Source organism: Cyclobacterium roseum, from assembly GCF_010119225.1.
Taxonomy (GTDB): domain Bacteria; phylum Bacteroidota; class Bacteroidia; order Cytophagales; family Cyclobacteriaceae; genus Cyclobacterium; species Cyclobacterium roseum.
On sequence record NZ_WNKF01000012.1, the window covers coordinates 90,824 to 108,587 of the forward strand.

Annotated in this window: 13 protein-coding genes; 12 read left to right on the top strand and 1 reads right to left on the bottom strand. The window is 44.9% G+C overall.

Features of this window, described 5'->3' with window-relative positions; translation table 11 throughout:
* Positions 1-22: 22 nt before the first annotated feature.
* The 8 genes from GJQ68_RS16615 to GJQ68_RS16650 all read left to right on the top strand — a co-directional run bounded on the left by GJQ68_RS16615 (position 23) and on the right by GJQ68_RS16650 (position 11,959).
* Positions 23-271: a hypothetical protein gene (locus GJQ68_RS16615; RefSeq protein WP_235941665.1), complete on the top strand. Its 249-nt coding sequence runs from the start codon at positions 23-25 to the stop codon at positions 269-271.
* Between the two features lie 140 nt (positions 272-411).
* Entirely contained in the window at positions 412-4,122 is a 3,711-nt protein-coding gene (locus tag GJQ68_RS16620) for a sensor histidine kinase (RefSeq protein ID WP_162418427.1), read from the top strand.
* A gap of 89 nt (positions 4,123-4,211) precedes the next feature.
* Positions 4,212-7,655 (top strand): hypothetical protein, encoded by a 3,444-nt coding sequence (locus GJQ68_RS16625; RefSeq protein WP_235941648.1) that lies wholly within the window; start codon positions 4,212-4,214, stop codon positions 7,653-7,655.
* A 76-nt stretch (positions 7,656-7,731) separates the two neighbouring features.
* Positions 7,732-8,436: an SDR family oxidoreductase gene (locus GJQ68_RS16630; RefSeq protein ID WP_162418429.1), complete on the top strand. Its 705-nt coding sequence runs from the start codon at positions 7,732-7,734 to the stop codon at positions 8,434-8,436.
* Positions 8,437-8,438: 2 nt separating this feature from the next.
* Positions 8,439-10,433, top strand: a complete 1,995-nt coding sequence (gene ispG, locus GJQ68_RS16635) for a (E)-4-hydroxy-3-methylbut-2-enyl-diphosphate synthase (protein ID WP_162418430.1) — start codon at positions 8,439-8,441, stop codon at positions 10,431-10,433.
* 19 nt (positions 10,434-10,452) lie between these two features.
* Positions 10,453-10,644, top strand: a complete 192-nt coding sequence (locus GJQ68_RS16640) for a DUF6728 family protein (protein ID WP_394351321.1) — start codon at positions 10,453-10,455, stop codon at positions 10,642-10,644.
* Positions 10,644-10,994 carry an MmcQ/YjbR family DNA-binding protein gene (locus GJQ68_RS16645; protein ID WP_162418431.1) on the top strand — a complete coding sequence of 117 codons (351 nt, stop codon included), beginning with the start codon at positions 10,644-10,646 and terminating at the stop codon, positions 10,992-10,994. The genes GJQ68_RS16640 and GJQ68_RS16645 overlap by 1 nt, the downstream gene beginning before the upstream one ends.
* The gene (locus tag GJQ68_RS16650; protein ID WP_162418432.1) at positions 10,991-11,959 is read left to right on the top strand and encodes an ABC transporter ATP-binding protein; all 969 of its coding nucleotides are present in this window, start codon (positions 10,991-10,993) and stop codon (positions 11,957-11,959) included. Before GJQ68_RS16645 ends, GJQ68_RS16650 begins: the two co-directional genes overlap by 4 nt.
* Before the next feature lies 1 nt (position 11,960).
* Here the strand turns inward: GJQ68_RS16650 and GJQ68_RS16655 are convergent, their stop codons facing one another.
* Positions 11,961-12,458 carry an FKBP-type peptidyl-prolyl cis-trans isomerase gene (locus tag GJQ68_RS16655; RefSeq protein WP_162418433.1) on the bottom strand — a complete coding sequence of 166 codons (498 nt, stop codon included), beginning with the start codon at positions 12,456-12,458 and terminating at the stop codon, positions 11,961-11,963.
* A gap of 160 nt (positions 12,459-12,618) precedes the next feature.
* Here GJQ68_RS16655 and GJQ68_RS16660 point away from each other — a divergent pair, with 160 nt between their 5' ends.
* From GJQ68_RS16660 to GJQ68_RS16675, 4 genes are all read left to right on the top strand, one after another.
* Positions 12,619-13,161 carry an RNA polymerase sigma factor gene (locus tag GJQ68_RS16660; RefSeq protein ID WP_235941650.1) on the top strand — a complete coding sequence of 181 codons (543 nt, stop codon included), beginning with the start codon at positions 12,619-12,621 and terminating at the stop codon, positions 13,159-13,161.
* 4 nt (positions 13,162-13,165) lie between these two features.
* Entirely contained in the window at positions 13,166-13,948 is a 783-nt protein-coding gene (locus GJQ68_RS16665; protein ID WP_162418435.1) for a tetratricopeptide repeat protein, read from the top strand.
* A 171-nt stretch (positions 13,949-14,119) separates the two neighbouring features.
* Complete coding sequence (locus tag GJQ68_RS16670; protein ID WP_162418436.1) at positions 14,120-15,142, top strand: PKD domain-containing protein; 1,023 nt, start codon at positions 14,120-14,122, stop codon at positions 15,140-15,142.
* A gap of 15 nt (positions 15,143-15,157) precedes the next feature.
* Positions 15,158-17,680, top strand: coding sequence for an ATP-dependent Clp protease ATP-binding subunit (locus GJQ68_RS16675; protein WP_162418437.1), 2,523 nt, complete (start codon positions 15,158-15,160; stop codon positions 17,678-17,680).
* The last annotated feature ends 84 nt before the right edge of the window (positions 17,681-17,764 follow it).

Below are 17,764 nucleotides of genomic sequence, written 5' to 3' on the forward strand. Positions count from 1 at the left end.
TAAAAATACCGTTACTTAAATGATGAAAACTGGTGTGAAATATCTGATAGCCTCTGTACTGATGTTGGTTTTGACCCTGCCGCAGGTCGTGGCGCAATGTGCCATGTGTAGGGCGACCATTGAAAATAATGTTAGCAATGGTGATACTACGGTAGGAGCCGGATTGAATTTGGGTATTCTTTATTTATTCCTTGCCCCCTACCTTCTTTTATCAGTTATTGCCTTTTTTTGGTATAAGAAAGCGAAAAGGAAGAAAAAGCTAACCTTTTGACGCAGAAATCGCATCCAGCCATTGTTAGATTCGTTCTAATCCCTAGTGTATTGATTTTTTCCTCTATTGGGTTATTTTTTTACTAAAGTAGAACAGATTTTGCTTGTTAGCACCTAGCCCTACTGAATGCCCAAATCGCAATGCTAAAAAAAAGAAGGATACTATTAGCCGTTTTTATTCTCATGTTGGGGATCGTTTTGTCCTTGAATTTTTTTCTGGGGAGCGACAAAGATCAGGATATGGCCTTTTATACCTCCCAGCTGGAAGAGCGAATGGCCGAAGTAATCCAACAATTTGATGAAGACTATATTCAACTCGTAACGGCCAATCCGTCGACTAGTGAGTTAACCTTTTCTTCCCTTACTTTTTCTCATCACTATCCCTATTATATTTTTACAAAAGAAGGAGATCTTCAGTACTGGTCGGACATTGAAATGGTGCCGCAGTTTGACAACCTGAATTTATCCAAAAAGTACCAGCTGATAGAGAATGAAAGGGGAATTTACTTTGCAAAACTCTGGCACTTAAATCGAAATGGCACCGAATACCGGCTACTCCATGTATATCCGCTGCTGCATAAATTGACCATTGATAATGAATACCTTCCTGACGGATTTGACCGGCAAACCTTCGGTAATGACCGGTTTGTTCTCTCTAACCAGCCTAAAGAGGGATACCAGGAAGTTTATTTCGAAGAAGATTACCTGTTCTCTATTTTCTTTAGGGTAGGATTCGATACAGCTGGCAAGGCTACTAATCACACCTTGCTGGTTTTTTTCTTCTCCCTTTTGGGGCTTGTGTTGATTATTGGCGGTGACTTTGTTTACACGCTCTGGACAAAGGGGCAAAAGGGTATTGCTACTTTTTATACTTTTTTAATTTTAGGTTGCATCCGAATATTGATGCTTGCTTTCAGTTTTCCGAATGATTTTTTCCAAACAGGCATTTTTGACCCTAGCCTTTATGCCTCGTCCAAACTGAACCCCAGCCTGGGGGATTTGCTGCTAAATGTAATTTGCTACCTGGTAGTTTTGAGTATGGTCATAGCAATCTTGGGTAGTAAACGCTTGCTTTTTAATTTTATTCAGTTCCGAAAGAAGTATGCCTATAGCATTCAATTGTTGGCGGCATACCTGCTTTCTACCTTTCTAATGTTTCTGTTTTTCTTTCTTTATGTAAACATTGTTGAAAATGCGCAGTGGAATCTGAATATTGCCTCTATTCCGACATTTGACTACCTAAAGGCAATCAGCCTATTCGTCATTTTCCTGGGAGGAGCCGCTTACCTCCTTTTCTCCATTATCGGGTTGAATATGGTATTGTACAAACGTTCGGACCCCGTTTTTTTCCCCTTAAGAGTATTGATGCTTTTTGCTCTTCCACTGATTGTGGTGCTGTTTTTTGTGGATTTTATTTGGTTGATTTCTTTTTTGGCACATTTAATTTTGTTAATAGCGATTGTCACTTTTCGATTGTATAACAAAATCTTTAAGCTGGAATTCAACACCTTCCTGACCTTCTTTTTCGCCTGTTTGATTGGGGCGATTATTTCGAGTACCGCATCTTACCAGCACTTTCGAAATGATCAAATTAGATCCAAACAAAAATTCGCTACCACGATTATGCTCGATCGGGATGTGATGGGGGAATTTTTGTTGGAGGAAATCATGAACCGCATTGAGGAGGACTTGTTTATCAAGACCAGAATCTCCGACCCGTTACTTTCCAAGGATCCCATTGAAAGGAAATTACAAAAGATCTACCTCTCCGGCTATTTTGACCAGTATAATCAAAAAATATCGGTCTTCAATCAAGCCGGGCAATCTATTCTGGATGGTGCGGAAAGCCCGAGTCTGGACGAGTACAAAAACAAGTACATGAATAGTGATTATGCGACACAGGTACACAACCTTTATTATGTAAAAACCACCGAGACCAACACTGGAAACCGACTGGTCGCATTTATTAAAATTCACCGGGAGGATTATTTCCTGGGCACCATTGTCATTGAATTGAATCAACAGCGGCTGGAGTCGGGGAAGGCATTCCCTAAATTATTAATGGACAATAAATACGCCTCCAATTATATAGAAACGAATTTTGACTTTGCCATTTTTGATAAAGGAGTGTTAGATTACAGTTCAGGGGTCTATAGCTACCGAAGCTCAGCGATGGATGAGATGTTGGCGGATTCCGACCTGTTCACCGAAGGTATAATCGAAAACGAATACCATCACTATGGAGTGGAATACAATGAAAAAGTCATCGTCATCTCCTCTCCTCAATATCCTGGGAATTACATTTTGGGGGACATGGCTTTCTTTTTCGTCAGCTACCTGATTTTGACCTTGGTTTCTATATGCGTCTTCCTGGCCGTGGCAGGAGTTAATACCATACGTTTTAACTATGCTACCAAACTACAGTTGTACCTGAATTTCGCTTTTTTCTTCCCCATGCTAATCATCAGCGTTATTGCCGTTGGGTTTTTGAGCCACTCGTATACCCAGGATTTACACCGGCAGTACTTTCAAAAAGCAGGGATCATTCGGGATAATTTAAATAGAAACCTGGGAGGCGACCAATTTTCCGGCCTGAATCGGGATGAAATCAGCGATGAATTATTTTCTCTCGCAAATGCTACGGATGCCGATATCAATTTGTATATGCCAAATGGGCTGCTTATGAGCAGTAACCAACCCGCTATTTTTGATAAGAAAATTCTGACACGTTACCTGCATCCCGGTGCCTATGTGGCCATTATTGAAAATCAGGAAAACAGGCTGCTGCAAACCGAAAAGGTGGGCACCATGCAGTTCAAGACGGTCTACCTGGCATTGAAGAATGGTGAAAACCAACAGTTGCAAGCCATCATTGCCATCCCTTTCTTTGAAGCTGAAGAGGAATTAAATGCGATGATCACAGAAGTGTTTAGTAATATTTTGGTGATTTTTGTGCTGATGTTTTTGGTTTTCCTGATCATCTCCTACTTCGTGTCGCGGCACCTGACGCATCCGTTTAAATTGCTGACGCAAAAACTGAAAGACACCGACCTGGAAAATAATGAATACATGGTTTGGCCCGCGAAGGACGAAATCGGACTGTTGGTCAACGAATACAATAACATGTTGTTTAAGCTGGAAGCCAGTAAAAAAGTATTGGCCTCCAATGAAAAGGAGTCGGCCTGGCGGGAAATGGCGAAGCAGGTGGCCCATGAAATAAAAAATCCCCTTACTCCGATGAAATTGACCTTGCAGCACTTATTACGGCTGAAAGCGGAAAATAAACTGGATCAGGAAGATGCCTTGGAAAAACCGATTTTATCCATCATCCATCAGGTAGATACATTGAGTGAAATCGCCAGCTCTTTTTCTACTTTTGCCAAGATGCCGCTTCCTCAAAATCAGGAACTGGAATTTAGGGCCGTCGTTAGCGAATGCGTTTCCTTGTTTAGTTCCCGGGAGGATCTGCAACTGGAATTTGAGGATGCCGTTCCTGAGGGCAGTTCTTCCAAAATAATGGGGGACGAAAAACTCTACGGACGCGTGATATCCAATTTAATCATCAACGGGATCCAAGCCGTACCGGATGGTCAAAAGCCAATAATTCAAGTTTGTCTTACCTACGAGGAGAAGGGGATGATCCAGTTGGCTATCAAAGATAACGGAAAGGGTATAGACGATGCGTTAAAAGAGAAAGTGTTTCTTCCGAATTTTAGCACCAAAACAGATGGATCCGGTCTGGGCCTGGCCATTGCCAAACGTGGTGTGGAGACGGCCGGAGGAAAAATTTGGTTCAGTACCTCAAAGGACTCAGGGACTGTATTTTACCTACTTTTCCCGCTTATCGGGTAAGCGCTCAATTATTCCATCGGAATTTATTACTTTAGTGGCCGGTAATCGTCAGTGCTATGGGGTTGGTGAAGTTTTTTTTAACTTTTTTAATGGTGTTTTTTGGGGTGGCCGTGATGGCCCAATCGCTCCAGGAAACGTGCACCTGGATCAAACCAAACTCGAATTCCGCCGAGTTCCTATTGGATTCCATGAGCGTTCGTCCCAGGACCATCCGTGTGGCTGATCCAGCTGGAAATCCCCTACCCCATGAATATCAAATCCAGACCGGTAAAATAAGGGTAGGAAATGGAGACAATCCGCTGCCCGATTCCCTGCAGGTTTGTTACGATCCCCTGCCATTTGCTTTTCACAAAACGTATCGAAAGCGCTCGCTGGCCGAAGATTACGATTCTCTGGCCTATTTCAAAGACAGCCCTCCGGATAAAAAACCGATTATGGACTTTAAAGAGGAAGTGTTTTCCTCCAATAAGCTCAACCAATCGGGAAGTCTTACGCGGGGAATATCCTTTGGAAACACCCAAAACGTCTTTGTCAATTCAGCCCTGAACCTTCAAATGGACGGGGAATTGACAGACAATTTGCAGATCCGGGCCAGTATCACCGATCAGAACGTCCCTTTTCAGCCGGAGGGAAACACCCAGCAGATTCAGGATTTTGACAATGTGTTGATCGAACTGTACAACGAGCAATTCAACCTCGCTGGGGGGGATGTCGTTTTGCAGCAGCGGAAGTCGGAATTTCTTCGTTATTATAAAAATGTGCAGGGACTTCAGTTTAGCTCCGATTATAGTCTCGGATCCAACTGGAAGGCATCCACGCAAACCGGGGCTGCAATAGCGAAAGGTAAATTTGCCTCAGTACTACTCGATGTGTTGGAAGGTGTCTCCGGCCCTTATCGCGTAAGAGGTCCTGGTAATGAGCGGTTTGTTATCATCATGGCCAATTCTGAAAAGGTGTTTTTGGATGGTAAGCAGCTAAGCAGGGGATTCAACAATGATTACACCATTGATTACAATCAGGGGGAAATAACCTTTACTCCGGATGTATTGATCACGCAATATTCCCGGGTCCGGGTGGACTTTGAATATTCGGAAAGAAACTTTTCCAGGTCCATCTTGACCGCCAGTCATCAGCAGCAAAATGAAAATGTATTGGTATATTTTAATTATTACCGGGAAAAAGATGATCGCAACCAGCCACTGTTTATGGAGTTTTCTGATGCTGACAAAAATTTGTTGGCAGCAGTGGGGGATGATCTCTCGGCTGCCACCATTCCACGCATAGATAGTATCCCCTTTGACCCAAACCGGATTTTGTATAAAAAAGTGACCGAGGTAAATGAGCAGGGCGATCCCCTCAGCTACTATGCTTACAGTACTGACCCGGACGAGGCTTTTTATGCCATTGGATTTTCTGAAACCGGAGTGGGAATGGGACATTACCGAAGGGGTAAGCAACTGGCGAATGGGATCGTTTATGAATTTGTGCCCCCGGTGGATGGGGTCCCCCAAGGCAATTATTCGATTCGTACTCCTTTGCCTGCTCCGAATAAAAAACAGATGGTAACGGCCGGAACCGAAATCCGGTTGGGCGCATACGAAAAAGTGTTTTCAGAAGTAGCCCTGTCAGACCAAGATGAAAACCTCTTTTCTCCGCTGGATAAGGATGATAATGCTGGGTTTGGCATCAAAGCAGGGTTGATTTCAGAAGGCAGATCGGTTTCTTCTCTGAAAGGCTACCGGTTCAACGGACAGTCGACGGTGGAATACAATTCCACTCATTTTTCTTTTATCGATCGGTTGCGGTACATTGAGTTTGATAGAGACTGGGGGCTGCAGCCTGAGGAAAACCAAACGAATGCGGCCGAAAAACTTTTTCAGGCAAAAGTAGAGCTGGCAAAAGATGCGAACAATCGGATCGCCTACAGCCTTGATCTCCGGGAGCGGAGGGGCGTATTGGCAGGAATGCAGCAAAAAGCAGCATTTTACCATCATTTCAAAAACAGGTGGTTCTTAACCAATGACTTTTTTCGTCTGAGCAGTGATGTTCAAACCTTAAACTCGGATTGGTTGCGTTATGAAGGCGAGTTGAAATACCGGTCCCGTTTTTTGGTGCCGGGCTACCGGTTCCAGGTAGATCGAAACGTCGTTTCCAATCCTCAAAAGGAACAGGTAATCCGAACGGCCATGAACTTTAATGAACATCAGGTTTCCCTGCATACCAATGATACCTTAAAATTCCATGCCTATGCCACAGCCAGCCTACGGGAAGATAGAGCCGTTAGCGATGGTGAGCTGATTCCGGATACCCGGGCTTTTGTGAATACCTATGGGTTGAGAGGAACCTTTGGTTTGCATACGCTCAAAGGCTCATTTACGTATCGGGAGTTGTCGTTTCTGAGCCGGGAGCAGGCCGAGGAAACGACTGTCATGGGAAAACTGGATTACCGGAGTTTTCTCTTTGACCAAAACCTGAACAATGAATTTACCTATGCCCTGGGAAATGGGAGGGAATTGAGGAGGGAATTTGTATTTCTTCCCGTGCCTACCGGCGAAGGAACCCACACCTGGCGGGATGATAATGAAGATGGGGTGCAGCAACTAAACGAATTTTACCTGGCCATCAATCCGGAAGAAAAAAACTACATCAAACTATTCGTGCCCACGGATGAATACGTGCAGGCTTATACCACCTTGTTTAATTACCGGCTGAATGCGAAATTCCCTTCCGAATGGAAAGAAGAGGGAGGACTAAAAAAATGGCTTTCCCGGTTTTCCAATCAGACCAACTGGAATGTGGAAAAGAAGATTACTTCCAGGGATATATTCCAACGCATCAGCCCGCTACTTGCCAATGCAAGCGACACTTCTTTGTTATCGCTACGTCAGACGTTTCGTTCTTCCCTGTTTTTTAATCGGGCCTCAGCTGTGTACGGTATGGACGTATCCTTCTACAATTCCCATCAGAAACAGTTGCTTACCGGGGGATTTGAAGATTTTTCCCGGGATGATTGGCGGGTAAATGCCCGGTATTCGTTAAACTCCCAATGGAATCTGATGATGTACTGGAACCAGGGGGTTCGAAATTCGGCCTCGGATTTTCTGGATAACCGCGATTTCACCATTTACCAGCAGACCATGGGGCCGGAAATAAACCTGCAGCCATCGCCAGCCTTCAGGGCATCGTTGAAATACCGGATGACAAGTAAGGAAAACCTGGCCAATGAAGCGTTTGAAGAAAGAGCAAGGATTCATGAAGCTACCTTTAATGTCCGGGTAGCCAGGGCCATTCAAACCACCCTTAACGCGCAGCTGGCCTACACCTTCATCGACTACAACGGCAAGGTAAACAGCCCGACCGGTTACGAAATGCTACAGGCCCTTACACCGGGAAATAATACCGTTTGGAGCGTTAATTGGCTTCAAAAGATTGGGGAGGGGCTGCAGTTAACCATGATTTATGAAGGAAGGAATTCTCAGGGACTCGAGCGATTGGTGCATACCGGCCGCATGCAGGTTTCCGCCTTATTCTAATTAGGCATAGCGCTGGAAAAAATGTAACTTTGTACCGATTATTTGGTTGTCATACTAATAATTAAAACACAAACTAATGTCAAAAAGTATATTGGTCACCGGAGGCACCAAGGGGATTGGGAAGGCCATTATCCATCGATTTGCAATGGAAGGCTTTACCATTTTTACCTGCAGCAGGAACAGCGGCGAACTGAACGCCCTCAAGGAGCAGGTCGAAGGCCTTTATCCGGAAGCCTCCGTGAAGGTGATGGAAGCCGATTTATCCCAAAAGGATGAGGCCAAGGCATTTGCCGCCTTTGTAAAAAAATCGACGGTTCCTGATGTTTTAGTGAATAATACCGGTATTTTTATTCCCGGGAGCCTTCACGAGGAACCGGAAGAGAACTTCGAGAAAACGATGCATACGAATTTATTCAGCACTTACTATCTTACCCGAGCCTTTACGGACGAGTTTATTAATAGAAAAAGCGGCCATATTTTTTCCATCGGAAGCATTGCAGGCCTCACCGCCTATGCCAATGGCGGAAGCTATGCGGTATCCAAATGGGCCATGCTGGGATTTACCAAATGCCTGCGTCAGGAGCTCCTGCCTCATGGAATTCGGGTAACTTCCGTTTTGCCCGGGGCTACGTACACTGCGAGCTGGGAAGGAGTGGATTTGCCAGAGGATCGGTTTATAAAAGCGAGTGATGTGGCGGAGGCAGTTTGGTCTGCCTATAACCTTTCACCCCGTTCTGTTGTTGAAGAGATAGTGATCCGGCCACAATTAGGTGATATATAATTATGGAACTGAAAACCATCGAAGAGAAGACAAGCTATTGCAATAGCCTCACTGACTATTCCCGAAGGAAAACCATCCCTGTAAAAGTGGGTGATTTAATTATAGGAGGGGATAATCCCATTGTAGTTCAATCCATGACCACAGTGGATACCATGGATACGAATGGATCCATTGAGCAATCCATTCGCATGATCGAAAGTGGCTGCCAACTGGTAAGAATTACGGCACCTAGTATCAAAGAGGCTGAAAATTTACGAAAGATTAAAGAAGGATTGAGAAAGCGGGGTTATACCACGCCCTTGGTCGCAGATATTCATTTTACGCCAAATGCAGCCGAAGTTGCCGCCCAAATCGTAGAAAAAGTACGGGTAAATCCAGGAAATTACGCCGACAAAAAGAAATTTGAAACGCTGGAATATACCGATATCACTTATCAGGCCGAATTGGAACGGATTCGGGAGCGATTTTTGCCTTTAGTAAAAATCTGCAAGGCGAATGGTACCGCCATGCGTATCGGAACCAATCACGGTTCCCTTTCGGATCGGATCATGAGCCGGTACGGTGACACACCGCTGGGTATGGTGGAGTCAGCCCTTGAGTTTTTACGAATTTGTGAGGATGAAAATTACCATGACATCGTCATTTCCATGAAGTCCTCCAATACCCAGGTAATGGTCCAGGCGTATCGCCTGTTGGTGCAGAAGCTGGATGAGGGAGGGTTTAAGCCTTACCCGCTTCATTTGGGAGTTACCGAGGCAGGAGATGGTGAAGACGGAAGGGTAAAGTCTGCCGTAGGTATTGGTGCCTTGTTGGAAGACGGGCTTGGAGATACCGTTCGGGTCTCCCTTACGGAAGATCCGGAGTTTGAATCCCCCGTGGTCAAAACCCTCATCGACCGCTACGCCCAGCGTCCCGAAAAATCAGGCATTCCTCGGCTGGATTCCTATCCCCTGGATCCATTTATCTACACCAAAAGAAAAACGGTAGAGGTGGGAAATTTTGGAGGTGGAAATGTGCCCAGGGTGATTACCGATATTTCTAAGTTGAACCTATTGGAGCCCAAGGAGCTAAAAGGCACCGGTCACTTTTACCTGCCGGAACCGGATAAGTGGAAAATGAACGACCAGGGTTGCGACTACCTGTATTCGGGTACGACCCCTGTCCCCTTTATGCTTCCCAACGGAGTAAAAGAAATTATTGATCACGCTGCCTGGAAATTGCATGCGGACCGGAAAAATAGTTGCCCGGCCATCTCCCTTGAGACGCTGAAATCCAGTCAGGAGCTACACCCCGAAGTTAATTTCCTCTTTTTACCCTGTGAGCAGGTGGAGGAGGCAATACCCCTGCTATCCGATGAGATGCCGGTAGTGATTGTTTTGGCTACGAATAAAATCCATCAAATGCAGGCGTTGAGACGGGCTTTTGTATCGCTGATACAGGCCGGTATTCAATTACCCGTGGTGCCCAAGGTGAGTTACCCGGACGAAGACACTGAAAAAACGATGCTTTTTGCCGCCACGGATGTGGGAGGCTTGCTTATCGACGGGCTGGGTGATGGCATCATGATCGGGCTGGATCGATTGAACTTAGATCAGCGGCAAGTCTTGCTGAACCAAATCAAATTACACAACTCTGTTAGTTTTGGTGTTCTTCAGGCAGCCAGGACCCGAATGTCCAAGACCGAATACATTTCTTGTCCCTCTTGCGGGCGCACCTTGTTTGACCTGCAAGAAACGACGGCAATGATCCGGAAAAGGACCGACCATTTAAAAGGTGTCAAAATTGGAATAATGGGCTGTATTGTGAATGGTCCCGGAGAGATGGCAGATGCAGACTATGGCTACGTGGGTTCTGGAAAAGGCAAGATCACCTTGTATAAGGGGAAAGAGGTCGTCAAGCGCTCCGTACCCTCTGAAAGGGCGGTGGATGAGCTAATAGAGATCATCCGGCAGGATGGGCAGTGGATAGAGCCGGAAACCAACGATTCCCATCATTAAAACTAAAATCAATAATATCATGTCCAATAAATTAAAGGAGTTCTTTGAGGTAGGCGAGGTAGGAAACTATTTCATCCGGGTTTTTAAAAAGCCGGATCCCAACAAGAAAAGCAATTTCAATCTGCGCATGATGCATGGCATCAACAAAATATCCATTGTGGTATTTCTTGCGGCACTTATTTTCTGGATTTTCAAACGAATCATGTATTAATGAAAATTGATTTTTTCAGAAGTTATTGTCTGAAGAAAACAGGCACTACTGAATCCACCCCTTTTGATGAGAACACCCTCTGTTTTCAGGTGGGAGGTAAAATTTTTGCGATCATTGATATTGAGTTGTTTGAAAGTGTAAATCTGAAATGCGATCCGGAAAGAGCAGTGCTACTTCGGGAGCAATACGAAGGGATTCAACCCGGCTACCATATGAATAAAAAACACTGGAATACAGTGTCTTTTGATGGGTCCATCGCTGATTCCCTGATTTTGGAATTGGTCGATCATTCGTACGAACTGGTCTATGCGGGGCTTCCCAAAAATGTAAAAGAGCAACTTTCCCAATGACCTTTTTGAGCATCAAGGGCTTGGGTAAAACCTACCCCGGAGAAGTGCATGCCTTACAGGACGTAAGTCTTGAAATAGGGAAGGGGGAGCGCTGGGCAGTAATTGGCTCCAGCGGTAGTGGAAAAAGCACCCTGCTGAGACTCATCGCCGGCTTGGAAGTTCAGGATACGGGCGAGGTGCATCTAAACGGTGAAAGGATATTGAACTCCGAGGAAAAGCTGGTAGCTGGCTACGATGCCCTACAATTGGTCAGGCAGGACAATGGGCTCTTCCCCCATTCCACCGTTGCTGAAAATATCACACGTCCTCTATTACAATACGATAAAGATTACGCCAGGGAGCGATTGGAAAATTTGTTGAAGCTGTTCGGCCTTGAGAGCAAACGGCAGGCATACCCCCGGCAATTGTCAGGAGGAGAACAACAAAAAGTGGCTATTGCACGGGCCATGAGTCTGGAACCGGAGGTGCTGTTGCTGGACGAGCCGTTCAATTCCCTGGATAGCATGCAGAAAAGAGACTTGCTGGATGAACTCAACCTGATCTTTCAGGAATTGGAGCTTACCTTGCTGATGGTCACTCATGACATTCAGGATGCCTTATTGCTCACGGAAAAGCTCTGTGTGTTTTCCAGCGGAGGAAAGCTGGTCAGCAAGGGTAAAATCAAGGATATCCATCAGGATCCACCGTCCGCATACGTGGCCGGATTTTTTGGGCCACTGAATGCCCTACCTGGAAAAGAAAACCAATTCCTGCGCCCTACACACATTCAGGTGAAAAAAAGGGATGGGAAATTAACTGGTGAAGTACTGATGAACCGGTACTTTCCGGAGTTTGATTTATTGACCATCAAGGTAGATGGTGCCGAACAAACCTGGCAGGTGGCCTTTCCGGAGCGGGGTCTTTCGAAGGGAGATACTGTTCAGTTGACCTGGGAGGAAGCCCGGGAGCTTCATTTACCTGAATAATTTAGATCATAAAGCCCTCATCCCGTTCCTTGTCCGTCGCTTCCCGTACTTCAAAGACTTCACCTTCAAAATGCAGGTTCATGCCGGTTAGCGGGTGATTAAAATCCAACAACAACTCTTCCCCCAGGTCTTTTACAATTTTTGCCTGCATGGGATAACCATCTTCGTCTACCAGCGGTAGGAAGTTGCCCTCCTGGAGCATCTCCTCTTGAAATCCTCTTTCGGTATTGAACTGGGCTTTGGGAACCGACACGATCAATTCATCATCCGGTTTTCCATAGGCTTCGGCTACTTCCAGTACAAATTGAAAGGCATCTCCGATGGTTTTTTCTTTTAATTTTTTTTCAAAAGCTTCGGGCAGGCCACTGTTGCCAAAAAGAAAATAAAACGGATCCGATTCATCTCTTACCTCCACGCTAAAGGGAGGATCCTCAGAAGCTTCATTGGTCACTTTTAACTCATAGGTAAGCCCTACGACGGTATTTTCGTTGATTTTCATATGCTTAAAATATGGGGCAAAGGTAAGATAAAATAGGGAGTAGTGAAATGATGGTATCTTCGAATGTGTACAATTGATTTTAAGGAATTAATTTTTTTCCATCGTAAAAAAAAATTATATTCAGCCGATGCCACACCCTGACCAGAAATATATCGATGCATTGAGAAATAACAATCAAAAATTGTTGGATGAACTTTATGCGAAGTATTCCGGTAAAATCAAATGGATGGTTCTAAAAAATAATGGGAGCGAAGACGATGCTGCTGACATTTTCCAGGAGGCACTTATTACCATTTATCATAAGGCAAAAAGAGACGATTTTGAATTAACCTGTCCATTAGACGCTTTTTTGTATCTTATATGTAAGAAAAAGTGGCTTAATATTTTAAGCAAAAGAAAGGTGATTGGCAAGGTAACAATAACAGAAGAAGACCGATCTATTCCAGGAGAGGATAGCTTTCTCCTGGCAGAAGAGAGTCTGTTATTAGAAGAAAGAATGACTTTATTGAAGGAAAAAATAAATGAAATCGGTACATCTTGCAGGGAACTCCTTCAGCTTAGCTGGTCAGGAAAATCGATGGAAGAAGTAGCAAATTTACTGGATTTCTCCTATGGATATGCCCGGAAAAAGAAATCAGAATGTATGGCAAAACTGATCGAGTTGGTAAAAAAGTCTGATAAGTACAAGTCTTTAAAATGGTAAGGGAATGAATGAAATCTGGATAGAGAAGTTTGAAGACTACCTGCAGAATAAAATGACGGCGGGAGAAAAACAGGATTTTGAGTCTCAAATGGCTTCAGATCAGGAAATGGAGGAGGCCTTTAAGTTATTTTTATCCATAGAAACAGATATGCGGTATCTGGCATCTTCGGAAAAGGAGGCAGCAGATTTAAAGGCTACATTGGAAGATCTCACTGAGAAACACTTCAAACAGGAAGAGAAAAAGTCAGTAAAAACAATTTCTATTTTTGGTAAAAAAGGAGGGTATTTTTATGCGGGAATTGCAGCAGCTTTGGCGCTGATAATTGTATCCTATGTGGTATTTCTCGGACCAGGTCCTGCCAATTTAAATCAACAAGCCTCAGACTATTTTGCCTTAAATTTCCAGCAATTGGGTCAAACCATGGGTGATGGTCAGGACAGTCTGCAGGTGGCGATCGCTGCCTACAACGAAAAAAATTATGACCTTGCCCAGACCTATTTTAACGAATTGCTCGAGAGGAAGCCTTCCAATGCCGAGGCATTGAAAAATCTTGGATTGACCCATTTGGCAAAAGAGGAGTATGGGCAAGCATTGGTCCATTTTGAGCAGCTGGCTCAGAGGAGTGATTTGTTGAATAATCCCGGGCTTTTCCTTCAGGCATTAACCCTGTTGATTCGAGATGATGATGGAGACCGGCAACAGGCCAAATACAAATTGGAGCAGGTTGTAGCAGCCCAATCTGAAGGAAGCCAAAAAGCCGCTGAATGGCTTGAAGAACTGGAATAGGGTCTTTTTTTACTCGCCCCTTGATTATTATTGGAATTTTACCGGTCCATCCTTTCCTATAAGTTTTTTCCTTAATTAACATTTAAGGACTTTTTTTCCATTTTTCAAAGAAGAGGGGTAACATTTTTACAGGATGCCTGATCTGACTACATAGAAAAAAGTCGGAACACCATGAAAGCACCCACTACATTTAATAGCATTATTGACCCCAGCGTATTTCTTACACTGGGTATTGCCGCATTCACATCCCTACTTGTTTTGGTATATAGGGTCTACCATTTTGAACCTTGTCAGGAGATAGAAATTTCTGTTAAGCAGGGGCTATTACATGTCGGGGAGATCATCCAATTCAAAGCAATAAGCAATTCAGGAGGAGGAAGGATGGAGTGGCATTTTGGATCAGATGAGGATGCCAATAAAACCGGCTCCGTGGTTAACCATACGTTTAAGGAACCCGGTAGGTACGAAGTGGTTTTAACGACAAACAACACCTGTAAAAGGTATAGAACGATCTATGTTCGAGAAGCTCCGGTGCTGGTAGACGAAAACCTGGTAGCCAAATTTTCCGGACCGGAATTGGCAGAGGTCGGTACACCGGTCACGTTTAAAGACTCTACAGCAGGTGCCACCCAATGGGAATGGTGGTTTGGGGAAAATAACTTTGTGGATGCGACTGATCGAATAGCCCGTTACACCTACGAAACCCCAGGCACAAAAAAAGTCAGGCTCCTGGTAAATGGTCATAAGGTGGGTGAAAAAATGATCGAAGTCATTATTCCCAAAGCTCAACAGTCAGGTGCACGCACCAGACCTTCACCCAAAAGACAGCCGACCATTGTCATTCCCAAAAGGCCTGTTCAAGAACCACTTCAAAACCCATTGGAAGCCAACACCAAGGAAGAAAAGATGTTCCCTGAAATCAACCGTCAGGGCTTGGAAGCCATCTTAAAAAGCATAGTAGAAGGAGAGGGCACTGTGGCAGGATTTTACCCTTATTTATGTTCCGATGAAAGCATGCAGGTTACATATAATGGTACAACGATAAATCTTTCTGATTTGAATATGGAATTAAGGGATGTAAAGAAAATAAAGAAGATAAAAAGTCTGGACATACAATTCAGCAAAAATCCAACTACCAATTGCATTTTCTCGATGAGCATCGTCTTGGAGAAAAAAGGATTTCCGTTTTTTTAACCAAAATGCCATACCATGACTTCTATTGTTGAAGATTTGCATTTATCAGAAGACCTGAAAAATGCCATAAAAATTGCCCAGGCCATAGCCAGGGAAAACCTTCATTCGAAATTTGAACCGGCTCACTTGCTGAAAGCTTTGCTTCACAAAGATGGAGGCCTTCACCAGCTCCTGGCATCTTTGGAACAAGATATTTATTACCTGGAGGAATGGGCAGAAGTAAGAATGGAAAGCCAACCCAAGACCCCGGGGTTTCAGGATGCGATTACTGCCGATTGTAAGGTCGGAGAGGTAATGAATGAAGCAGAAAGCATCCGACTGATCCTTTCCAAAGACAGCCTGGAACCTGTTCATGTTTTGGCTGCGATCAGCACCCCCGGTGTGGCCTATACTTACGAGCAACTGAAGTCCTTTCCACTAAAAAGGGAGGACCTGATTTCCCGCAAAGCCCAGGAGGAGGAGCTTTTATCCACCCTGGGACCGGCAATTGGAGATTTATCTCAGGAGTCCAAAACAAAAGGGGTAAAACATGCCTTGCTCAAGTATTGCAGGGAAAAGACCTTAATGGCCAGGGAAGGGAAATTAGACGCCATCGTGGGAAGGGAGAATGAAATCCGCATCATGGCGGAAATTTTATGCCGGCGCACAAAACCCAACGTCCTGCTCATTGGGGAACCCGGAGTAGGCAAATCGGCCCTGGCAGATGGATTTGCTTTGGCCATTATCCAGGAAAAAGTACCCCAATCCCTTTATGATGTGCCTTTTTTTGAACTGGATACCGGTTCCCTGGTAGCGGGAGCCTCCTATAAAGGGGAGGTGGAGGAAAGGCTGAAAAGTATTATCTCAGAAATCAAGCAGTTTGACAGGGCCATTTTATTTATAGATGAAATCCATGGCCTTTTGGACAGGCAGGGTGCGGCAGCTGGCAGTGCGAACCTCCTGAAACCCGAACTGGCCAGGGGAGCGATCACGGTGATCGGTGCGACCACCTTGGACGAATACCGAAAATTTATAGAGCCGGATGAGGCATTCAGCCGAAGGTTTGAGCTGCTCAAGGTGGAGGAACCCTCCCCCCAGAATTGCTTTCACATGCTGAAGGCGGTACTCCCTTACTATGAGCAACACCATCAGCTAACAGTTCCAGATGAAACCGTTCACGAGGCCATCCAACTGGCCAAAAGATACATCAAAGAGCGTAAACTCCCGGATGCCGGGCTGGACCTTATGGACAGGACCATGGCGGCGTTACGCCTGGTCAATGACAATGGTGCCAAGACCATTGCAGGTATCGAGAAACAATTTCAGGCTTGGTGCGAAGTGGAGAAAAGTGATAACCGGCATTCATTGGAAGATTGGAAATGGTTTTACCAACAGGTAAGTCAGGATATCAGTCCTATACTTTGGGAGAGCGTCGCATCGGAAGAAAATCCCGAATCGTTCCACCAGGTGTGCCAAATCCAGGAACATTTTCAAAATTCCCTGGAAAAAATGGCTACGGCTGCTTCCATAAAGCATACTACCGTGGAGAAGCGTGATATCGCCGCCATTGTCTCACAAAAAACAGGCATCCCGATAGGAAAGGTGCAGTCCCAGGAGCGGGACAGGCTTTTACAGATGGAAAGTACACTTCGTCAAAGGGTGGTGGGTCAGGACCATGCCATCTGTTCCATAGCAGATGCGGTGTTGGAGTCGCGATCGGGATTGGGCAAAGCCGGGCAGCCGGTGGGCTCGTTCTTTTTTCTGGGTCCTACCGGCACTGGAAAAACCGAACTGGCCAAATCGCTGGCAGGATTCCTTTTCGAGGACGAAACCTCCATGATCCGCTTCGATATGTCGGAATTTAAGGAAGAACATGCCGCAGCATTGCTCTATGGAGCCCCTCCTGGTTATGTTGGTTACGAAGAGGGAGGGCTTTTGGTCAACAAAATCAGACAAAAACCCTATTCCGTGGTCCTTTTTGATGAAATTGAGAAGGCCCACGCCTCGGTATTTGACGTATTTCTCCAAATTTTGGATGAAGGAAAGCTGCATGATAAACTCGGTAAAGAAGGGGATTTTTCCAACGCCCTTATTCTTTTTACTTCCAATATCGGAAGTGAGTTTATTACCCAAAAATTCCAGAAAGGAGAAATGCCTTCTCCGCAGGATCTTTTGGAAAAAATGAGTAATCATTTCCGTCCGGAGTTCCTGGGCAGGATTACCGAGATCATTCCCTTTGCCCCCATAAATGAATCCATGGCGGCTAAAATCCTAAACATCCAATTGAAAAGTCTTTACAGCGCTTTGGAGAAGCAATCCATCCAACTGGATATTTCAGAGGCAGCGCTCAAAGTGCTTGCCCATAGGGGTTATCACCCCCGCTTTGGTGCCAGGCCCCTGTCCGGCCTTATCAGAAAGGAACTGAGGAGACCCTTATCGAAGAAACTCATCGGTGGAGAACTGAAAGCCGGAGATACGATCCAGCTATTCCTGGACCATGATCAAAACCTGCAATGGAACATGCCTGCCCAGCGCCTGTTGAAAGCACCTGAAAAATAAATAGAAAATTTACTGGGTTTTAGGGTAACAAACTAATGATCAGTGGATATAGCATAAGAAAGTAAACCATCACGAAAAGGAAAT

Excerpts from the sequence above, each read along its gene's own strand:
- GJQ68_RS16645 (WP_162418431.1), top strand. The coding sequence starts at position 10,644 with ATGAAAATTGATTTTTTCAGAAGTTATTGTCTGAAGAAAACAGGCACT.
- GJQ68_RS16665 (WP_162418435.1), top strand. The coding sequence starts at position 13,166 with ATGAATGAAATCTGGATAGAGAAGTTTGAAGACTACCTGCAGAATAAA.
- GJQ68_RS16615 (WP_235941665.1), top strand. The coding sequence starts at position 23 with ATGAAAACTGGTGTGAAATATCTGATAGCCTCTGTACTGATGTTGGTT.
- GJQ68_RS16640 (WP_394351321.1), top strand. The coding sequence starts at position 10,453 with ATGTCCAATAAATTAAAGGAGTTCTTTGAGGTAGGCGAGGTAGGAAAC.
- GJQ68_RS16630 (WP_162418429.1), top strand. The coding sequence starts at position 7,732 with ATGTCAAAAAGTATATTGGTCACCGGAGGCACCAAGGGGATTGGGAAG.
- GJQ68_RS16625 (WP_235941648.1), top strand. The coding sequence starts at position 4,212 with ATGGTGTTTTTTGGGGTGGCCGTGATGGCCCAATCGCTCCAGGAAACG.
- GJQ68_RS16620 (WP_162418427.1), top strand. The coding sequence starts at position 412 with ATGCTAAAAAAAAGAAGGATACTATTAGCCGTTTTTATTCTCATGTTG.
- GJQ68_RS16655 (WP_162418433.1), bottom strand. The coding sequence starts at position 12,458 with ATGAAAATCAACGAAAATACCGTCGTAGGGCTTACCTATGAGTTAAAA.
- GJQ68_RS16675 (WP_162418437.1), top strand. The coding sequence starts at position 15,158 with ATGACTTCTATTGTTGAAGATTTGCATTTATCAGAAGACCTGAAAAAT.
- GJQ68_RS16650 (WP_162418432.1), top strand. The coding sequence starts at position 10,991 with ATGACCTTTTTGAGCATCAAGGGCTTGGGTAAAACCTACCCCGGAGAA.
- ispG (WP_162418430.1), top strand. The coding sequence starts at position 8,439 with ATGGAACTGAAAACCATCGAAGAGAAGACAAGCTATTGCAATAGCCTC.
- GJQ68_RS16670 (WP_162418436.1), top strand. The coding sequence starts at position 14,120 with ATGAAAGCACCCACTACATTTAATAGCATTATTGACCCCAGCGTATTT.